The sequence below is a fragment of the Merdimonas faecis genome (assembly GCF_001754075.1).
In the GTDB taxonomy this organism is placed as follows: Bacteria; Bacillota; Clostridia; order Lachnospirales; family Lachnospiraceae; genus Merdimonas; species Merdimonas faecis.
On the sequence record NZ_MIEH01000018.1, the window covers coordinates 75,693 to 92,044 of the forward strand.

At 50.2% G+C, this 16,352-nt stretch carries 20 protein-coding genes, 1 tRNA gene and 1 riboswitch; all 21 genes read left to right on the top strand.

The genetic code is table 11. The features are described from left to right. Nucleotide 1 precedes the first annotated feature (1 nt). The 21 genes from ffh to BKD12_RS09130 all read left to right on the top strand — a co-directional run bounded on the left by ffh (nucleotide 2) and on the right by BKD12_RS09130 (nucleotide 16,324). On the top strand, nucleotides 2-1,354 hold the full coding sequence (ffh, locus tag BKD12_RS09035) for a signal recognition particle protein (protein ID WP_070089000.1): 1,353 nt from the start codon (nucleotides 2-4) through the stop codon (nucleotides 1,352-1,354). Between the two features lie 101 nt (nucleotides 1,355-1,455). Then, the gene (gene rpsP, locus BKD12_RS09040) at nucleotides 1,456-1,701 is read left to right on the top strand and encodes a 30S ribosomal protein S16 (RefSeq protein ID WP_070089001.1); all 246 of its coding nucleotides are present in this window, start codon (nucleotides 1,456-1,458) and stop codon (nucleotides 1,699-1,701) included. A gap of 23 nt (nucleotides 1,702-1,724) precedes the next feature. Then, nucleotides 1,725-1,955 (top strand): KH domain-containing protein, encoded by a 231-nt coding sequence (locus tag BKD12_RS09045; protein ID WP_070089002.1) that lies wholly within the window; start codon nucleotides 1,725-1,727, stop codon nucleotides 1,953-1,955. A 131-nt stretch (nucleotides 1,956-2,086) separates the two neighbouring features. Then, nucleotides 2,087-2,593, top strand: a complete 507-nt coding sequence (gene rimM / locus BKD12_RS09050; RefSeq protein ID WP_070089003.1) for a ribosome maturation factor RimM — start codon at nucleotides 2,087-2,089, stop codon at nucleotides 2,591-2,593. 11 nt (nucleotides 2,594-2,604) lie between these two features. Continuing rightward, nucleotides 2,605-3,357 (top strand): tRNA (guanosine(37)-N1)-methyltransferase TrmD, encoded by a 753-nt coding sequence (gene trmD, locus BKD12_RS09055; RefSeq protein ID WP_070089004.1) that lies wholly within the window; start codon nucleotides 2,605-2,607, stop codon nucleotides 3,355-3,357. A gap of 10 nt (nucleotides 3,358-3,367) precedes the next feature. Then, a riboswitch (TPP riboswitch) is annotated at nucleotides 3,368-3,483 on the top strand. Nucleotides 3,484-3,605: 122 nt separating this feature from the next. After that, nucleotides 3,606-4,112, top strand: a complete 507-nt coding sequence (thiW, locus tag BKD12_RS09060; RefSeq protein WP_070089005.1) for an energy coupling factor transporter S component ThiW — start codon at nucleotides 3,606-3,608, stop codon at nucleotides 4,110-4,112. Nucleotides 4,113-4,147: 35 nt separating this feature from the next. Continuing rightward, the gene (gene thiC / locus BKD12_RS09065) at nucleotides 4,148-5,458 is read left to right on the top strand and encodes a phosphomethylpyrimidine synthase ThiC (RefSeq protein WP_070089006.1); all 1,311 of its coding nucleotides are present in this window, start codon (nucleotides 4,148-4,150) and stop codon (nucleotides 5,456-5,458) included. A gap of 210 nt (nucleotides 5,459-5,668) precedes the next feature. Continuing rightward, nucleotides 5,669-6,016, top strand: coding sequence for a 50S ribosomal protein L19 (gene rplS / locus BKD12_RS09070; RefSeq protein WP_070089007.1), 348 nt, complete (start codon nucleotides 5,669-5,671; stop codon nucleotides 6,014-6,016). Between the two features lie 66 nt (nucleotides 6,017-6,082). Continuing rightward, the gene (lepB, locus tag BKD12_RS09075; RefSeq protein WP_083262918.1) at nucleotides 6,083-6,766 is read left to right on the top strand and encodes a signal peptidase I; all 684 of its coding nucleotides are present in this window, start codon (nucleotides 6,083-6,085) and stop codon (nucleotides 6,764-6,766) included. A gap of 46 nt (nucleotides 6,767-6,812) precedes the next feature. Continuing rightward, nucleotides 6,813-7,661 carry a ribosome biogenesis GTPase YlqF gene (gene ylqF, locus BKD12_RS09080; RefSeq protein ID WP_070089009.1) on the top strand — a complete coding sequence of 283 codons (849 nt, stop codon included), beginning with the start codon at nucleotides 6,813-6,815 and terminating at the stop codon, nucleotides 7,659-7,661. Between the two features lie 41 nt (nucleotides 7,662-7,702). Further along, complete coding sequence (gene lepB / locus BKD12_RS09085; protein WP_070089010.1) at nucleotides 7,703-8,260, top strand: signal peptidase I; 558 nt, start codon at nucleotides 7,703-7,705, stop codon at nucleotides 8,258-8,260. Then, nucleotides 8,253-8,912, top strand: coding sequence for a ribonuclease HII (locus BKD12_RS09090; RefSeq protein ID WP_070089011.1), 660 nt, complete (start codon nucleotides 8,253-8,255; stop codon nucleotides 8,910-8,912). The genes lepB (BKD12_RS09085) and BKD12_RS09090 overlap by 8 nt, the downstream gene beginning before the upstream one ends. Before the next feature lie 9 nt (nucleotides 8,913-8,921). Next, on the top strand, nucleotides 8,922-9,281 hold the full coding sequence (locus BKD12_RS09095; protein ID WP_070089012.1) for a YraN family protein: 360 nt from the start codon (nucleotides 8,922-8,924) through the stop codon (nucleotides 9,279-9,281). Between the two features lie 9 nt (nucleotides 9,282-9,290). Then, a complete protein-coding gene (gene pgeF, locus BKD12_RS09100; RefSeq protein ID WP_070089013.1) occupies nucleotides 9,291-10,124 on the top strand; it encodes a peptidoglycan editing factor PgeF in 834 nt (277 codons plus the stop codon). Between the two features lie 18 nt (nucleotides 10,125-10,142). Continuing rightward, nucleotides 10,143-11,054 (top strand): mechanosensitive ion channel family protein, encoded by a 912-nt coding sequence (locus BKD12_RS09105; RefSeq protein WP_242872749.1) that lies wholly within the window; start codon nucleotides 10,143-10,145, stop codon nucleotides 11,052-11,054. Nucleotides 11,055-11,072: 18 nt separating this feature from the next. Continuing rightward, on the top strand, nucleotides 11,073-11,219 hold the full coding sequence (locus tag BKD12_RS16950; RefSeq protein ID WP_176730951.1) for a hypothetical protein: 147 nt from the start codon (nucleotides 11,073-11,075) through the stop codon (nucleotides 11,217-11,219). Between the two features lie 103 nt (nucleotides 11,220-11,322). Further along, nucleotides 11,323-11,395, top strand: a tRNA-Thr gene (locus tag BKD12_RS09110). Nucleotides 11,396-11,548: 153 nt separating this feature from the next. Then, nucleotides 11,549-12,220, top strand: coding sequence for a response regulator transcription factor (locus BKD12_RS09115; RefSeq protein ID WP_070089014.1), 672 nt, complete (start codon nucleotides 11,549-11,551; stop codon nucleotides 12,218-12,220). Next, nucleotides 12,217-13,401, top strand: coding sequence for a sensor histidine kinase (locus BKD12_RS09120; RefSeq protein WP_070089015.1), 1,185 nt, complete (start codon nucleotides 12,217-12,219; stop codon nucleotides 13,399-13,401). The genes BKD12_RS09115 and BKD12_RS09120 overlap by 4 nt, the downstream gene beginning before the upstream one ends. A 32-nt stretch (nucleotides 13,402-13,433) precedes the next feature. Then, nucleotides 13,434-14,114 carry an ABC transporter ATP-binding protein gene (locus tag BKD12_RS09125; RefSeq protein WP_070089016.1) on the top strand — a complete coding sequence of 227 codons (681 nt, stop codon included), beginning with the start codon at nucleotides 13,434-13,436 and terminating at the stop codon, nucleotides 14,112-14,114. A gap of 5 nt (nucleotides 14,115-14,119) precedes the next feature. Next, the gene (locus BKD12_RS09130) at nucleotides 14,120-16,324 is read left to right on the top strand and encodes an ABC transporter permease (protein ID WP_070089017.1); all 2,205 of its coding nucleotides are present in this window, start codon (nucleotides 14,120-14,122) and stop codon (nucleotides 16,322-16,324) included. The last annotated feature ends 28 nt before the right edge of the window (nucleotides 16,325-16,352 follow it).

Sequence of the window (16,352 nt, forward strand, 5' to 3'; positions counted from 1 at the left end):
GATGGCATTTGACAGTTTGACAGAAAAGCTTCAGAATATATTCAAAAACCTGCGGAGCAAGGGAAGGCTTACCGAGGATGACGTCAAGGAAGCCTTAAAGGAGATCAAGAGAGCCCTTCTGGCGGCTGACGTCAACTTTAAGGTGGTCAAGGATTTTATAGGGAGTGTCCAGGAGCGGGCCATCGGACAGGACGTGATGAACGGACTGAATCCAGGGCAGATGGTGATCAAGATCGTCAACGAAGAACTGGTTCGTCTGATGGGATCTGAGACGACAGAGATCGCACTGCAGCCGGGAAGCGCCATTACGGTGATCATGATGGCAGGTCTTCAGGGAGCAGGTAAGACCACGACCACGGCAAAGCTTGCCGGGAAATACAAGCTGAAGGGCAAAAAGCCGCTGCTGGTAGCCTGTGACGTGTACCGTCCGGCGGCCATCAAACAGCTGCAGGTCAACGGAGAGAAGCAGGGCGTGGAAGTGTTCTCGATGGGAGAGAACAACAAGCCGGCGAATATCGCAAAGGCTTCTCTGGAGCATGCAAAGAAAAATGGAAACAATCTGGTGATCCTGGATACGGCGGGACGTCTCCATATCGATGAGGATATGATGGCAGAGCTCCAGGAGATCAAGGACACGGTAACGGTACACCAGACCATCCTTGTGATCGACGCCATGACCGGACAGGATGCGGTCAATGTGGCCAAGGATTTCAACGATAAGATCGGAATCGACGGTGTGATCGTCACCAAGCTGGACGGCGACACCCGGGGCGGTGCGGCGCTGTCGGTAAAGGCGGTGACCGGAAAGCCTATCTTCTATGTGGGTATGGGTGAGAAGCTGTCAGATCTTGAGCAGTTTTATCCGGACCGGATGGCTTCCAGGATTCTGGGCATGGGTGATGTGCTGACACTTATTGAAAAGGCGGAAGCTCAGATCGATGAAGAAAAAGCAAAGCAGATGACCCAGAAGCTTAAGAAAGCCCAGTTTGACTTTGACGACTTTCTGGAAAGCATGAAGCAGATGCGAAATATGGGCGGCCTGGGGAGCATTATGAGCATGATGCCGGGGCTTGGGGCCATGGGCGGCAGAAAGGTGAAAAGTCCGGATGACGAACAGACGGCCCAGGCTGAAAAGAATCTGGCCAGGATGGAGGCTATGATCTACTCCATGACGCCGGCGGAGAGAAGCAACCCGGATCTTTTGAACCCGTCCAGAAAGCACAGGATCGCCAAAGGAGCCGGTGTGGATATCAGTGAAGTAAACCGGATGGTAAAGCAGTTCGGCGAGATGAGAAAGCTGATGAAGATGGTAGGAAAAAGCGGGAAAAAAGGCAGGTTCCGTCTGCCGTTCTAACGACGGTATAACCGCGCGGGAGCGCGTTATATATAAAATACCAGAGATGAAAAGTGGTATAAAACATATTAAAAATTTTAAGATTATGGAGGTAATGAAACATGGCAGTAAAAATCAGATTAAGAAGAATGGGACAGAAGAAGGCTCCTTTCTATAGAATCATCGTGGCTGATTCCAGATCACCAAGAGATGGAAAGTTCATCGATGAGATCGGAACCTATGATCCGAACTGTGATCCGAGCGCAATCAAGGTAGACGAGGAAGCAGCTAAGAAGTGGCTGGCAAACGGTGCACAGCCGACAGAGACCGTCAGCAAGATCTTTAAGGTGGCAGGTATCGAAAAATAAAGCATGCTTTGGAGGTGCACACGATGAAAGAATTAGTAGAAGTGATTGCAAAAGCGCTGGTCGATGATCCGGACAGCGTGGTGGTGACCGAACGAGAGGAAAGAAAAACGACAGTCCTGGAGGTCCGTGTGGCTGATTCAGATATGGGAAAGGTTATCGGAAAACAGGGACGTATCGCCAAAGCAATCCGCTCAGTCGTGAAAGCGGCCGCTGCGAAGGAAGATAAAAAAGTCATCGTTGACATTTTAGATTAGTAGGATTTATGGAATGGGAAGGCCCATTCGTAAAAGGGCAGACGCGTATCATATGGGTCTGCCTTATTTTTTACGAAATATTCCAGAAGTGCAGATCTGGTACCTTCCATAGAAAGGAAATGGAGAAAAGTATGGAACAGTTATTGCAGGTGGGAGTCATTACCCAGACCCACGGTATCCGCGGGGAGGTCAAGGTGTTTCCCACGACAGATGATCCTGCCCGGTTTGAAAGACTGAGGAAGGTGACGCTTGATACAGGCAGGGAGAGTCTGGAACTGGAGATCGAGAAAGTCCGGTTTTCCAAACAATTTGTCATCGTTAAGTTTAAAGGACTGGATGATATTAACCAGGTGGAACGTTATAAGAGATGTCCGCTTCTGGTCCGGCGGGAAGATGCAGTGCCTCTTGAGGAGGATGAGTATTATATTGCGGATATGATCGGGATTCGGGTAGAGACGGAGGATGGTGAAGCTTTTGGCACCCTGAAGGACGTGATCGAGACGGGAGCCAACGACGTCTATGTCGTAGAGACCAGTTCTCACGGAGAGGTGCTGATCCCTGCAATCAAAGAATGTATCCTTGAAGTGGATATTGAAGCGGGAAGGATGGTCGTCCATCTGCTGGACGGGCTTTTGTAGGAGTGTACAGAATGAATTTTTATATTATGACCTTGTTCCCGGAGATGGTGATGGACGGACTCCACACCAGCATTATCGGGAGAGCGGTAAATAACGGCCTTTTAAGTATTGAGGCTGTAAATATCCGGGATTATGCATTTAATAAGCACAACAGTGTGGACGATTACCCCTACGGGGGCGGAGCCGGGATGCTGATGCAGGCAGAGCCGGTTTATCAATGCTACCGGGCCCTGGAGGAGAGGATCGGCAAAAAGCCCCGGGTGGTTTATCTTTCTCCTCAGGGAAAGACCTTTCACCAGGAAATGGCGGAAGAATTTGCAAAAGAAGAAGAGCTGGTGTTTCTCTGCGGGCATTACGAAGGGATCGACGAGCGGGTGCTGGAGGAGATCGTGACGGATTATGTGTCCATCGGAGATTATGTGCTGACCGGAGGGGAGCTTCCGGCGATGATCATGGTGGACGCCATTTCCCGGCTGGTTCCGGGCGTGCTCCACAACGATGTGTCAGCCGAGTTTGAGAGCTTTCAGGATCATCTGCTGGAATATCCGCAGTATTCCAGGCCTGAGGTCTGGCATGACAAGCGGGTGCCGGAGGTGCTCATGAGCGGGCATCACGCCAACATTGAGAAGTGGCGGCGCGAGCAGTCGGTGATCCGCACGGCAAAGAACCGGCCGGATCTTCTTTTGAAGGCGGAGCTTACGGAGGAAGAGAAGAGGCTGGCGGAAGAGATTAGTGGTTGCAAAGCCGGAGATATGGGATTATAATGATAAAGTAATATGAAAAAAGGGGAGCTGGTGGAAAAGCCGGCTGAGAGGAAGCAATGAATTCCTGCTTCGACCCGAAAACCTGATTTGGATAATGCCAACGTAGGGAATCTATACCGAAGAACCGATGAGACAGAGGTGTGCCTTACGCATCTCTGTTTTCTTTATTATTTTAGAAGAATGCGGGAAGGACGGCTGGATTTTTTGATGGCGATTTTCTGATCGAGAGAAAGGAGCGATGTGTGAGAATGACACAGCAGGGAACAACGAGAAAACTTGCGCTGGCAGGCGTTCTGACAGCCCTGGCGGCTGCGGGCAGCCTGATAAGCTTTCCGGTGGCAGGCAGCCAGTGTGCGCCGGTGCAGCACATGGTCAACATTTTGGCGGCAGTGACTATGGGGCCCGGCTGGGGCGTGGGGATTGCTTTTTGTGCCAGCCTTCTTCGGAATCTTCTGGGGATCGGCAGCCTGATGGCATTCCCGGGCAGTATGATCGGGGCGTTTTGCTGCGGGCTGGTCTATGCGAAGTGGAGAAAGCTTGGCGTATGCTGTCTGGCTGAGGCTCTGGGGACCGGGATCCTGGGAGGGATTGCGGCTTACCCGGTGGCAGAATTTCTGATGGGAGCGGGACCTGCGGGACTCTTTGTGTACGTGGTGCCTTTCCTGATTTCCACAACGGCGGGAAGTATCCTGGCATACCTTTTGATCACTGTGCTGGAAAAGGGCGGAGTCATGAGGCAGCTGCTGGAATCATAAGAGAAAGATCATGTTTTGAAAGATGGAGGTTGAAGATGAGAAATTATACGACACAGATGGATGCGGCGAGAAAGGGGATCCTGACGCCGGAGATGAAGACGGTAGCAAAGAAGGAGAGGATGCCGGAGGAACGGCTGATGAAGCTTGTGGCAGAAGGAAAGGTGGCGATCTGCGCCAACAAAAACCATAAATGCCTGGATCCGGAAGGAATCGGCAGTATGCTGCGCACGAAGGTGAATGTGAATCTGGGAGTTTCCAGAGACTGCAAGGATTATGATATTGAGATGAAGAAGGTCATGAGTGCGGTGGAGCTGGGAGCGGAGGCTATCATGGATCTGTCCAGCCACGGTAATACGCAGCCTTTCCGCCAGAAGTTGACAAACGAGTGCCCGGTGATGATCGGGACTGTCCCGGTGTATGACAGTGTGATCCACTACCAGAGAGACCTGGCAACGTTGACGGCCCAGGATTTTATCGATGTGATCCGTCTTCATGCGGAAGACGGCGTGGATTTTGTAACACTGCACTGCGGGATTACCCGGAAGACCATCGAACAGATCCAGAAGCATAAAAGAAAAATGAACATTGTAAGCCGGGGAGGCAGCCTGGTATTTGCATGGATGAGCATGACAGGCGAGGAGAATCCGTTTTACGAATACTATGATCAGATCCTGGACATCTGCGAGGAGTATGACGTGACCATTTCCCTGGGAGACGCCTGCCGACCAGGATGTCTTGCAGATGCCACCGACGTATGTCAGATCGAGGAGCTGGTGCGCTTAGGAGAATTGACTAAGCGTGCGTGGGATCACAATGTTCAGGTCATGGTAGAGGGGCCGGGACATGTGCCGCTTAATCAGGTGGCGGCCAACATGGAAGTGCAGAAGAGCATCTGCATGGGCGCACCGTTCTATGTTCTGGGGCCTCTGGTGACAGATATCGCGCCGGGCTATGACCACATTACCGGAGCCATCGGCGGCGCCGTAGCAGCCATGAGCGGGGCAGCCTTCCTTTGCTACGTGACACCGGCAGAGCACCTGGCTCTGCCAAACGTAGACGATGTAAAGCAGGGGATCATCGCCTCCAAGATCGCGGCTCACGCGGCAGACATCGCCAAAGGCGTGCCGGGGGCCAGAGAGATTGACGACCGGATGGCTGACGCCAGAAGGAATCTGGACTGGGACGGACAGTTTGCCTGCGCACTGGATCCGGAGACTGCAAAGGCGATCCGTGACAGCAGAAAGCCGGAAGATGACCATAGCGACACCTGCAGCATGTGCGGCAAATTTTGTGCAGTCCGCAGTATGAATAAGGCACTTGCCGGAGAATATATAGACATATTGTAAGGTGGGGACACCCTAAGCGACAGATAGGGACAGGGAGAAATGCGTAAGGGGACGTACACTTTCGCAGAAAGTGTACGTCCCCTTACGAAAAGTACTTGCAATCCTCCCCGGGATATGCTAAACTATAACATGCTGTGAAGAAAAAAGGAGATGGTCCTCTGGTACGATTTGTATTTATGAACATCCGAGTAAATAAGGAGGTCACACAGTATGAACGATATTATTAAGAATATTGAAGCAGCTCAGTTAAAGGAAGCTGCACCGGAGTTTCATGTAGGAGACACCGTAAAGGTATATGGTAAGATCAAGGAAGGAAACCGTGAGAGAATCCAGGTATTCGAGGGTACTGTTCTGAAGAGACAGGGCGGCGGAGCAAGAGAGACTTTCACTGTAAGAAAGAATTCCAACGGAATCGGTGTTGAAAAGACATGGCCGCTGCATTCACCAAACGTAGAAAAGGTTGAGGTAGTCAGAAGAGGTAAAGTAAGAAGAGCAAAACTGAACTACTTAAGAGACCGCGTTGGTAAGAAGGCAAAGGTAAAAGAATTAGTAAAATAGTTGTGAATGAAAAAAGGACAAGTACATAGTGTATGTTGTCCTTTTTCTGATATATGGGGAGAAACGATGAAACAAACAACGAAACGCAGATACCGGCCGAAACGAAGAAAACCCAATAAGGCAGGACGCAGATGGTTTGGTCTTGGAAAAGCTGCAAGAAGAAGACGCGGCGAGGGACAGCTTGGATATGTCAGACCTAAAAAGAAGCTACGTCCCAAGTGGGAATATCTGCCGATCATCGGACGATGGGTTTTTGAAATAGCAATAGTCTGCCTGTTTGCCTATGTGGCTGTCTGGTATTTCGGCCAGAGAGTCAGCACTGTGGGTGATTCCATGAGTCCGATTCTCAGAAACGGGGACGTGGTACTGGTGAACAGGATTGTTTATAATGCCACAACACCGAAGCGGGGAGACATTATTGTGTTCAAACCCAAGGGGAACGAAAACGATCATTATTATATCAAGCGGATCGTCGGCCTGCCGGGCGAGACGATCGAGATCATTGAAAACCGTGTCTATATTGACGGCGAGCGGCTGGAGGAGGATTACGAGACAACTAACATTGATGATGTGGGAGTTGTGGACGGGGAGTTAAAGCTGGCCGGAGACGAGTATTTTGTGCTGGGAGACAACCGTGAAAACAGCGAGGACAGCCGTAATGCGGATGTGGGAAATGTAAAACGGGAATATATTTACGGAAAAGCATGGTTCGTTGTCTCACCCAGCGAGCATTTCGGATTTGTAAATTAAGCCTGTATGGCAAGATACAGTGATTCAGATAGAAGAGGAGAGTAGTATGCATTTTCAGTGGTACCCTGGTCATATGACGAAAGCAAAGCGTATGATGCAGGAAAATATCAAGCTGATCGATCTGGTGATCGAGCTTCTGGACGCAAGGATTCCGCTTGCCAGCCGGAACCCGGATATTGATCAGCTGGCGCAGAACAAGGCCAGGATGATCATTTTAAACAAAGCAGATCTGGCAGAGGATAAATGGAACGCTGCATGGGAGGAATATTTCAGAGAAAAGGGTTACGAGGTGGTCCGGATCAATTCCAGAAACGCAGGAAAGATGAAGAGTGTGCACAGTGTGATCCAGGCGGCCTGTAAGGAAAAAATAGAACGGGACAGAAAAAGAGGCATCCTGAACCGGCCGGTCCGCGCTATGGTAGTGGGAATCCCTAACGTGGGAAAATCCACATTTATCAATTCTCTGGCAGGAAAGGCCTGTGCAAAAACAGGCAATAAGCCGGGTGTCACGAAAGGAAAGCAGTGGATCCGCCTGAATAAGCAGGTGGAGCTTCTGGACACACCGGGAATCCTCTGGCCGAAGTTCGAGGATCAGAGTGTGGGGCAAAAGCTTGCATTTATCGGTTCCATCAAGGATGAGATCGTCAATACAGAGGATCTGGCCGCAGAGCTGATCCGGTTCATGAACAGCGCTTACAAAGGCGTGCTGGAGGAAAAATATCAGATCGAAGGAGCAGAAGATCCATATCAGCTGCTGGAGGGGATCGCCAGGAGCAGGAACTGTCTTCTGAAAGGTCAGGAGCTGGATACAGGAAAAGCTGCCCTTTTGCTCCTGGATGATTTCCGGAATGGGAAGCTGGGGAGACTGACTCTGGAATATCCACCGGAAGTGTGATAGAATCTAAACGTAACAGTCAGAAAGGGGTCTGCATTTTTATGGGACGACACAGAAGAGAACGAGGCATCTTCAGAGAGCTGCTGGGATGGCTTCTTTATATATTGATCATCATTGGGCTGACCTATGTGATCATTACCTATGTGGGGCAGAGGACAAGGGTCAGCGGACAATCAATGGAAACAACATTAAGTGACGGGGACAATCTGATCGTTGACAAGCTGACTTATCATTTTAAAGATCCGGAGAGATTTGACATTATCGTATTCCCTTATAAATATGAGGAAAACACTTACTATATTAAGAGGATCATCGGCATGCCGGGCGAGACGATCCAGATCATCGGCGGCTATGTATATATCAACGGGCAGCAGCTGACCTCGGATATTTACGGGACAGAGGTGATGGCGTCTGCGGGAATCGCCGCGGAACCGATCACGCTGGGGGCAGATGAATATTTTGTGCTGGGGGACAACCGGAACCACAGCACTGACAGCCGGGAGCCCAACGTAGGAGTACTGCACCGGGAGGATCTGCTGGGGAGAGCCTGGATACGGATCTATCCGTTTGACAAGATCGGGGTGATCCAGCATGAATAAACGGGAAGAGGAAAAGCTCCGCAGGCAGGAGGAAAAGCTGGAAAAGGAAAAAGCCCGTATCCAAGCCATGAGTGTATATGAAGAAGAATATGCATCCTGCGCATACATATGCGGGATCGATGAAGTTGGCAGGGGGCCGCTTGCAGGACCAGTGGTCGCGGGAGCGGTGATCCTGCCAAAAGACCATACGATCCTTTATCTGAATGATTCCAAGAAGCTGTCGGAAAAAAAGAGGGAGATGCTGTATGAGGAGATCATGGAACATGCAGTGGCGACCGGAATCGGCATGGTAAGCCCTGCGCGTATTGATGAGATCAACATTCTGCAGGCTACCTATGAGGCCATGCGCATGGCAATCAGTCAGCTGAAGGTAAAGCCGGATGTGCTTTTGAATGATGCGGTAACTATACCCGGGGTAGATATCCCTCAGGTTCCGATCATCAAGGGAGACGCCAAGAGCGTTTCCATTGCGGCGGCGAGTATTATCGCTAAAGTTACCAGAGACCGGCTGATGAAGGAGTATGATCAGGTCATTCCGGGATATGATTTTGCCAGCAACAAGGGGTATGGGACGAAGGCGCATCTTGCGGGTTTAAAGGAACTTGGTCCTTCACCGATCCATCGGATGACCTTTATCAGTAAGTATATTTAGCAGGTGATTATGGAAAAGAACCATCGGAAAACCGGAACCAGATATGAGCGGATTGCCGGTGAATACCTGAAGTCAAAGGGATATGAGATTCTGGAATATAATTACAGATCCCGTACAGGCGAGATCGATATCATCGCAAGAGACGGGGAATATCTGGTCTTCTGTGAGGTGAAATACCGCTCCGGAACAGGCTCCGGGGATCCTGCGGAAGCGGTGGATGAAAGAAAGCAGCAAAAAATCTCCAGGTGTGCGCTCCATTATCTGACTGCAAAAGGCAGAACAGACGCGGCTTGCAGGTTTGATGTAGTGAGCATTGCCGGAACGAAGGTCCGGCTGTACCAGAATGCATTTGATTATATAGGCGGTTAGGAGAAGAAGATGAGTCTTGGATTAAAATACAAAAATGATGAAAAGATAATAGAAGAGAGAATTGTAAACGGAGTGCCTTATCTCGTCTATCCGATGTTGGAGCAGACAGGAGTCGTAAAGCATGGGTTTACGACCAGGCTTGGCGGTGTCAGCAAAGGATACTGTGCTACGATGAATATCAGCACGACCAGAGGAGATGATCCGAGGGATGTGGAGGAAAATAAGCGAAGGCTTGCAGAAGCCATTGGCGTCCGGCCGGAGGATATGACATTTACCCATCAGACCCATACTGTCAATGTGGCGGTGGTCGAAGAAGAGGACAGGGGAAAACGGTTTATGGAAACCGACGGCATGGTGACCAATGTACCGGGGATCTGTCTGGTGACATTCTATGCGGACTGTGTGCCCTTGTATCTGGTGGATCCGGTGCGGAAGGTGATCGGGCTTTCCCATTCCGGCTGGAGGGGCACAGTGAACCGTATGGGCCGTGTCACGCTTGAAAAGATGCATGAGGTATACGGCACAGATCCAGGGGATGTGGTTGCGGCGATCGGGCCGTCCATCTGCCAGGACTGTTATGAGGTCAGTGAAGACGTGATCCTGGAATTCCAGAAGGATTTTCGCAAGGAAGACTGGGATGATCTGTACTACCGCAAGGAAAACGGAAAGTACCAGCTGAACCTGTGGCGGGCAAATGAGATCATTTTCCAGGAGGCGGGAGTAAAGAAGGAGCACATTGCAGTGACAAACGTATGCACCCATTGCAATCCGGAAATTCTGTTTTCACACCGGACTACCGGGGATAAAAGAGGAAACTTAAGTGCGCTGCTTGCGCTAAAATAGACAAATAGGAGGATGCGAATGATATATAAGATGGTACTTGCCGCTGCGGATACGACGTCGGCGGCGGAGGAAGTCGCAGAAGTGACGCAGGATACGGTAGAAGAGGTCAGCCGTATGACGCAGATCCTGCAGGACAATATCCCACAGATTATCAGCTTTGCTTTTCAGGTGGTGCTTGCCCTTGTCTTTTTCTTTATCGGCAGATGTCTGATCAAATGGGTACGTAAGGTTGTCCGGCGTTCTTTTGAACGCTCTAAAGCGGATACAGGAGTGGCTACATTTGTGGATTCCCTTCTGAAATACGGGTTATATTTTCTGCTGATCTTTAGCATTGCAGCCAGATTTGGCGTGGATACCGCATCTGTGGCGGCGCTGGTGGCGTCCAGCGGTGTGACTCTTGGTCTTGCGCTGCAGGGAAGCCTTTCCAATTTTGCCGGAGGCGTGCTGATCCTGCTTTTGAAGCCTTTTGAGGTGGGGGATTATATTGTAGAGGATACAAATATGAAGGAAGGTACGGTAAAGGAGATTCAGATCTTTTATACCAAGCTTTCCACGATCGATAACCAGACGATCGTGATCCCTAACGGAATGTTGACCAATAACAGTCTCACTAATGCTACAGCGAAGGATGAAAGGAGACTGGATCTGAAAATTTCCGTTTCCTATGAAGCAGATCTTCGGGAAGCCAAAAGCCTGATTGAAAAGATCGTAACGGAGGATCCCTGTGTCATGCAGGACAAGGAGATTCTTGTATTCGTGGATGATCTGGCAGAGAGCGCGGTAGTGATCGGCGCCAGAGCCTGGGTCAGAAATGAAGAGTTCTGGCCGACCAAATGGCGGATACTGGAAGAAATTAAGCTGAAGCTGGATGAAAATGGAATCGCAATTCCTTATCCGCAGGTGACGGTACACATGCAGGAGAAAAAGTAAGAGGATGGGAGAAAAGAAATGATGCTTACAATTATTTTAGTAGCGATTGTATTGGTTCTGGTTGTTGGTGCAGTGGTAACAGGTGACTGGGAGAAGATGGACAAGCTGTTTGGCGTCGTACTTCTGGTTATCATTCTTTACTGGTTGTATCAGGCTTTTATGTAAAAGCGGGAAGATCCTGCTTTTTTCAAAAAAGTTCTTGCAATAATCCAGAAATCCGGTATAATAATATTTGTGGCTGTCAGCAGGATGGCTGATATCCATAAATGCTGGAATAGCTCAGTCGGTAGAGCACTTCACTCGTAATGAAGGGGTCGTCGGTTCAAGTCCGATTTCCAGCTCTGATGAAAACCTTTGGAGACACGGCAGGCGTGTTTTCGAAGGTTTTTTTGTTATCTAAGAACCTGAAGATGTAGAATGGCCCGGCGTGTTTGTCACGGAACTGTCATTTTCATATGCTATACTTTTTAAGAAGGAACAGGTGGGAAAAAGGGATGATTGAACTATTTTATGTGGAGGATGATCCACAGATTGCGGATACCGTAAAGGGATATCTGGAGCAGAAAGGGATACGGGTAAGGATATGTTCCACGCTGGAGCAGGCCAGGAAGACACTGGAGACACAGATCCCGTCGCTGGTGCTTCTGGACTGGAATATGCCGGATGGGGCAGGTGATGCGCTCTGCCGGTGGATCCGGAACCGCTGGAAGGAATTGCCGGTTATTTTCCTTACTGTCCGGGGAGATACGCAGGATATCGTGGATGGATTCCAGGCCGGAGCCGATGATTATGTGGTGAAGCCTTTTGAACTGGAGGTGCTGTACTCCAGGATCCAGGCGCTGCTTCGAAGGAGCGGAAATAAGGAAGAGACTTACCTCTCCTGTAATGGGATCGTTATAGACCGGAAACGTCAGGTGGTGACCTGCCATTCGGAGGAGATTGCACTGAGCCCGTCAGAGTATCAGCTGCTCTTATATCTGATGCAGCATAAGGGACGGACAGTGACCAGAGAACAGATTCTGGAACAGGTCTGGGATCTCAATGGCAATTATGTCAATAACAATACGCTGACAGTTACGGTGAAGCGGCTGCGGGATAAGCTTCATCATCCGGCATGTCTGAAAACGGTCAGGAGCGTGGGGTATCGTATGGAGGATCTGATATGAGCGGACGAAAACATATAGCCATCATCTTAGCGGCTGTGGCGACAGCTGCCCTGCTTGCATCTTCTGTCACCGGCTTTTTGCTGTCCCGTCACTACAGCAGGCTCCAGTATGAAATGCTGGATACCATTTCCGGCCAGGTACTTGATCGGGAACCGGAGGCAGAAGAAAGCCTGATGGCTGTGTTGAAGGAATATGCAGACAAGGATACAGACCAGGCAGGGGAAAAGCCGGTTTTACCGGCTTGGGGATACCGTGCATCCGATTTTTCAGGCACCTCTTCCGGAAGAATGGCTGTCTGTGTAGCAGCCGGGCTTTTGCCGGGAATCGGTCTTTGGCTTGGCACCTTCTGGTACCGGAACCGAAAAGAAGCTTTGCGGATCCGGATGCTGGCGGAATATCTGGAGCAGATCCAGGCGGGAAAGGCAGGTCTTCTTCCGGATCGGAGAGAGGATGAATTCTCAAAGCTGGAAGATGAGATCTATAAGACGGTTACCTGCCTATATCAGACAAAAGAAGCGGCAGTCCAGGCGAAAGACTATTTTGCAGAAAACCTTTCTAATATCGCGCATCAGATCAAAACGCCGGTCACGGCAATCTCGCTGTCCCTGCAGACAATGGAGCAGGAAGGTGAAGACGGGCAGACGGAAAGGATAAGAAAGCAGCTTTTCAGACTTTCTCATCTTGAGGAATCTCTGCTCTTGCTGGCCCGCCTCGATGCAGGAACCCTGGCCCTTAAAAAGGAAGAAGTGGATGTGTTTACACTGCTTTCTCTGGCGGCAGATAATCTGGATGAGATGCTGCAAGAATCTGGTACGGCCATTGATATCCCGGAACAGGGAGAGATGGCTGTCACGGCTGATCTGGACTGGACAATGGAGGCGGTCATAAATCTGATGAAGAACTGTCTGGAGTATAATCCGGGCGGCACCATCCACTGCCTTTATGAGCAGAATCCTCTCTATACGCAGATCCAGATCCGGGATGACGGTAAAGGCTTTGCGAAGGAAGATATCCCCCATCTTTTTCAGAGATTTTATCGGGGGAAACATGCAGCAGAGGGAGGCATCGGGATTGGACTTTCTCTGGCTAAGGAGATCATCGAGAGACAGAACGGGACGATACGGGCGGAAAACAGGCCGGAAGGCGGAGCCTGTTTTGAGATTCGTTTTTACAAGAACTAAAAGGCAGGGGAGAAAAAAGGAGGAAACAGGGTATGGAGATTTTAGCATGCAGAGGAGTCCGTAAGATATACGGCGCAGGCGCCGGACAGGTGACAGCCTTAGACGGGATCAGCCTGACTGTAGAGCAGGGCGAGTTTGTGGCGGTTGTAGGGGCGTCTGGTTCCGGGAAATCCACGCTCCTGCACATTTTAGGAGGCGTCGATAGGCCGACAGAAGGAACCGTTACGGTAGATGGGACAGAGCTTTCGCATCTTACGCCCACCCAGGCGGCTATTTTCCGCCGAAGGAAGGTGGGGCTGATATACCAGTTTTATAATCTGATCCCAACGCTGAGTGTGAGGAAAAATATCCTGATGCCTCTTACGCTGGATAAGAAGAAACCAAATCAGGAATATTTTGACAGGATCGTAAACGCTCTTGGACTTTCCGACAAACTGGAGGCACTGCCGGGCCAGCTTTCCGGAGGGCAGCAGCAAAGGGCCGCGATCGCCCGCTCGCTGATCTATCGTCCGGCACTGCTTCTGGCAGATGAACCGACAGGCGACCTGGATCAGAAAAATTCCAAAGAGGTTCTGGATATGCTGAAACTGTCCAACCGCAATCTAAACCAGACGATCCTTCTGATCACTCATGATGAAAGGGCCGCACTGGAAGCAGACCGTATCATCACACTGGAGGATGGACGCATCATCGGAGATGAGAGGCGGAGGTGACGAGTATGTGGAAAGAATATTCATCAGGATATATCAAGAATAATCGTTCGTCAGGAATTACGGTCATTGCCGCCGCGTTCCTGTCGGCTCTTTTGCTGTCTCTGCTCTGCGGTGTGTTTTACAATCTCTGGAAATATGAAGTGGAAAGGATCGAGAGAGAAGAGGGAAGCTGGCAGAGCAGGATCACGGGCGAGTTTGACCCGGAAGAGATCCGGGCAGTTCAAAGCTTTGCAGGTGTAACGAAGGTGGAAGTCCGGGAAGAAGAATCTGGAGAAACTGTGCTGGATCTTTATTTTCAGAATATGAGCCAGGTCCTTGAGGATACGCCAAAAGCCGCCAGGCTGGCAGGTGCGTCTAAGGAGGACGTGACCTATCATCATGCGCTTCTTTCGATGTATCTGGTACGTGATCCGGAGGATCCTGCGCCCAGGCTTGTCTTCCCATTTTTTATCCTGGTGACGCTGCTGGCATCAGTTTCCTTGATCGTGATCATACATAATGCTTTTGCGGTCTCCATGAATGACAGGGTCTATCAGCTTGGCATCCTCTCAAGTGTGGGGGCCGCACCCGGTCAGATACGGGCGTGTCTCATGCAGGAGGCTGCAGTTTTATGTACACTTCCCGTTCTGGCCGGGAGTTTGCTGGGGATTGCGGGCAGTGCGGGAGTCATGGAGATTACCAATGTGATTGCCCGGGACATTCCGGGAAGGCAGCCGGCAGTCTTTGGCTATCATCCGCTGGTCTTTGCAGTGACAGTCCTGATATCCGCAGTCACAATCTGGATCTCAGCATGGATCCCGGCCAGAAAATTAAGTAGGATGACGCCGATGGAAGCATTGAAGCACACCGGGGAAGTTCAGCTAAAACGCAGGAAAAATTCCCGGATCCTTGCCGCTGTTTTTGGGATGGAGGGCGAGCTGGCCGGCAATGCCTTAAAGGCACAGCGAAGATCTTTAAGGACAGCTTCTTTATCTCTGATACTGTCGCTTCTGGCTTTTACGCTGATGCAGTGCTTCTTTACACTTTCAGCTATCAGTACGAGGGAAACCTATTTTGAAAAATATCAGGACGCCTGGGATATCATGGTATCGGTAAAGGATACGAAGGTGGATCGGATCGAAGAAGCAGAAGAAATCCGTTCTCTTCCCGGTGTGGAAAATGCTGTGGTGTATCAGAAAGTGACAGCAAAGACGCTGGTTGCAGAGGAAGAACTCAGTGCAGACATGAAGGCGAACGGCGGCTTTTCCAATGCCTCCAGGGAACAGGCGATACAGACAGAGGAGGGATGGCTGGTCCATGCGCCTCTTGTCATCATGGATGATAACAGTTTCCTGGCTTATTGTGAGCAGATCGGCGTAACGTCAGGACTTGACGGGGCGGTGATCCGAAACCAGATTTCAGATGTGATGGATCCCGATTTCCGGCATGCCCGTTCTCTGCCCTATCTCAAAGAGGAAAACAGCGAAAGAACCGTGAAAAATCCAGAAGAAGAGGGGAAATGGGCTCAGATACCGGTTCTTGCTTATACAGAAGAGGTTCCGGTGCTGCGGGAGGAATATGGAACAGAAGATCCCTATGAACTGGTTTATTTTCTCCCGGCTTCGCTGTGGACAGCCGTTAGAGATCAGATTGGAGTAAACGGGGAGGACAGTATCATCCGCATCCTTGCGAAAGAGCCGGTCACGCGGAAGGCGCTAAATGGCATAGAAAGTGATATCACCCAGCTGCTTGGTGAAAAATATACCATCGAAAGCGAGAACCGTATCCAGGAAAAGGAAACGAACGACAGAGAGATACAGGGAATGATGCTTATTCTGGGTGGCTTTTGTGTTCTGCTTGCTCTGATCGGTATCAGCAGTGTGTTTTCCAATACCTTGGGCTATGTACGTCAGAGAAGACGGGAATTTGCCAGATATCTGTCTGTGGGGATGACGCCGGCTGGGCTTAGGAAGATGTTCTGTATAGAAGCGCTGGTGATTGCAGGACGGCCGGTACTGATTACCCTTCCGGTATCTGCACTCATTGTATGGTATATGCTGCGGATGAGTTATATGGAGGCAGAAACCTTTTTTGATGAAGCGCCGGTACTTCCGGTTGCCGTTTTTATGCTGGCAATCCTGGGCGCTGTAGCGTTTGCCTATTACCTTGGCTGGCGCCGGGTACGGAAGATTGATCTGGCTGAGGCTTTGAGAGATGATACAATGTTTTAACTAATATTTATCTGTACACAATATGATG

Bases quoted from the DNA above. Each gene is read 5' to 3' on its own strand.
- BKD12_RS09105 (WP_242872749.1), top strand. From the start codon at position 10,143: ATGATATATAAGATGGTACTTGCCGCTGCGGATACGACGTCGGCGGCG.
- lepB (WP_083262918.1), top strand. From the start codon at position 6,083: ATGAAACAAACAACGAAACGCAGATACCGGCCGAAACGAAGAAAACCC.
- BKD12_RS09095 (WP_070089012.1), top strand. From the start codon at position 8,922: ATGGAAAAGAACCATCGGAAAACCGGAACCAGATATGAGCGGATTGCC.
- BKD12_RS09130 (WP_070089017.1), top strand. From the start codon at position 14,120: ATGTGGAAAGAATATTCATCAGGATATATCAAGAATAATCGTTCGTCA.
- BKD12_RS09045 (WP_070089002.1), top strand. From the start codon at position 1,725: ATGAAAGAATTAGTAGAAGTGATTGCAAAAGCGCTGGTCGATGATCCG.
- trmD (WP_070089004.1), top strand. From the start codon at position 2,605: ATGAATTTTTATATTATGACCTTGTTCCCGGAGATGGTGATGGACGGA.
- BKD12_RS09125 (WP_070089016.1), top strand. From the start codon at position 13,434: ATGGAGATTTTAGCATGCAGAGGAGTCCGTAAGATATACGGCGCAGGC.
- BKD12_RS09090 (WP_070089011.1), top strand. From the start codon at position 8,253: ATGAATAAACGGGAAGAGGAAAAGCTCCGCAGGCAGGAGGAAAAGCTG.
- BKD12_RS09115 (WP_070089014.1), top strand. From the start codon at position 11,549: ATGATTGAACTATTTTATGTGGAGGATGATCCACAGATTGCGGATACC.
- ffh (WP_070089000.1), top strand. From the start codon at position 2: ATGGCATTTGACAGTTTGACAGAAAAGCTTCAGAATATATTCAAAAAC.
- rpsP (WP_070089001.1), top strand. From the start codon at position 1,456: ATGGCAGTAAAAATCAGATTAAGAAGAATGGGACAGAAGAAGGCTCCT.
- rimM (WP_070089003.1), top strand. From the start codon at position 2,087: ATGGAACAGTTATTGCAGGTGGGAGTCATTACCCAGACCCACGGTATC.
- BKD12_RS09120 (WP_070089015.1), top strand. From the start codon at position 12,217: ATGAGCGGACGAAAACATATAGCCATCATCTTAGCGGCTGTGGCGACA.
- pgeF (WP_070089013.1), top strand. From the start codon at position 9,291: ATGAGTCTTGGATTAAAATACAAAAATGATGAAAAGATAATAGAAGAG.
- rplS (WP_070089007.1), top strand. From the start codon at position 5,669: ATGAACGATATTATTAAGAATATTGAAGCAGCTCAGTTAAAGGAAGCT.
- lepB (WP_070089010.1), top strand. From the start codon at position 7,703: ATGGGACGACACAGAAGAGAACGAGGCATCTTCAGAGAGCTGCTGGGA.
- thiW (WP_070089005.1), top strand. From the start codon at position 3,606: ATGACACAGCAGGGAACAACGAGAAAACTTGCGCTGGCAGGCGTTCTG.
- ylqF (WP_070089009.1), top strand. From the start codon at position 6,813: ATGCATTTTCAGTGGTACCCTGGTCATATGACGAAAGCAAAGCGTATG.
- BKD12_RS16950 (WP_176730951.1), top strand. From the start codon at position 11,073: ATGATGCTTACAATTATTTTAGTAGCGATTGTATTGGTTCTGGTTGTT.
- thiC (WP_070089006.1), top strand. From the start codon at position 4,148: ATGAGAAATTATACGACACAGATGGATGCGGCGAGAAAGGGGATCCTG.